The organism is Phocaeicola intestinalis (genome assembly GCF_014837065.1).
Taxonomy (GTDB): Bacteria; Bacteroidota; Bacteroidia; order Bacteroidales; family Bacteroidaceae; genus Phocaeicola; species Phocaeicola intestinalis.
Window position 1 is genome coordinate 1 of record NZ_JACSPP010000127.1, and the last position, 1347, is coordinate 1347.

Consider the following 1347-nt stretch of genomic DNA (forward strand, 5'->3'; position numbering starts at 1 on the left):
TATTGTTCGTAAAGATGGTAAAAATGTGCGTCTCCATGATCTCAGGCACAGTTTCGCCACTCACAGATTAGTAAAATGGTATAAAGAAGGGGCGGATGTCCAAACTTTATTACCTGTATTATCTACTTACCTAGGACATAGTCATTTAGAAGATACATCAATATATCTTTCAATGACTCACGAACTATTAGACAAAGCAAATATCCGTTTTAAAACTTATGTAGAATCTTGATTATGAATAAATCTGATGAAAAATTATTAGTTGGGTATTGGTTAAAACTTTATCTGGCAGACTATCTTCCTATTATTAAAAATGGATCCCAGAATACAATCAAAAGCTATAGCTATTGTTTCTGTCAATTATTGAGTTTTATAAAATCAAAGGGACTTGTTGTCTCTAAGCTTAAAATAGAAGACTTGACATTAAACATTATATCCGATTTTTTAAATAGTATAGAAGTAGTCCAAAAGTGTTCTGTTACAACTAGAAATCTAAGATTAGCCGCTATACGTAGCTTTGCTAAGTACGTATCGTCAGTTGAGCCCCAATATCTATTATGGTATTCAAGGTTGAAATATATACCGAATAAAAAGGAAAATATTAAAACCTTTGAAGGTGCTGCACAACCTAAAATCCATTATCTTGAGAAAGAAGAAATGCAGGTATTGTTAAATGCACCTGATAAAACTACGAAGCAAGGGATGAGAGACTATGTACTTTTAATGTTTATGTATAATACAGGAACCAGAGCATCTGAGGTTGTTAATGTTAAAATCTCAGATATACATATCGGTTCTCCAAACACAGTTTCGGTTGTATATGTTCGTGGAAAAGGGAATAAAACAAGACCATGTCCACTATGGGATACGACAGTGAAACTTATTGAACCTTTTCTACATAGATCCAAGGATGATGCTGTATTCCTTAATAAATATGGTAATCCAATCACAAGGTTTGGAATATATGAACTAGTAACCAAATATGCAGCAAAAGCGGCTGAATTAATGCCTAGCATAGCTAAAAAGAATGTCAGTCCACATACAATAAGACACTCAACGGCAACTCATTTGTTGGAATCTGGTGTAGATATTAATACAATTCGTTCATGGCTAGGGCATGTTTCTATAAATACCACAAACATCTATGCTGAGACAAACTTAAAGATGAAAGCAAAAGCTATAGAATCTTGTAATTTGAATAATCCAGACTTGAAAGTAAAACCAATAACGGATCAGTCTATTATTACTTTCTTAAAATCTTTACAGTAATATATTTTATGTTGGCATCAAAAAAGGTAAAAGTACTGTTAATTATGGACTTTAATTATGATGCCAACATAAATATAA

General features: G+C 32.3%; 1 protein-coding gene and 1 pseudogene. Both read left to right on the top strand.

Translation table 11 applies throughout. The annotated features are described in order from the left end of the window. Positions 1-232: pseudogene (locus H9625_RS17860) on the top strand (hypothetical protein); the annotation flags it as partial. 2 nt (positions 233-234) lie between these two features. Further along, on the top strand, positions 235-1269 hold the full coding sequence (locus H9625_RS17310; protein WP_022232157.1) for a site-specific integrase: 1035 nt from the start codon (positions 235-237) through the stop codon (positions 1267-1269). The last annotated feature ends 78 nt before the right edge of the window (positions 1270-1347 follow it).

What these genes read in the sequence shown, in the direction of transcription:
- H9625_RS17310 (WP_022232157.1), top strand. Translation starts at nt 235, where the DNA reads ATGAATAAATCTGATGAAAAATTATTAGTTGGGTATTGGTTAAAACTT.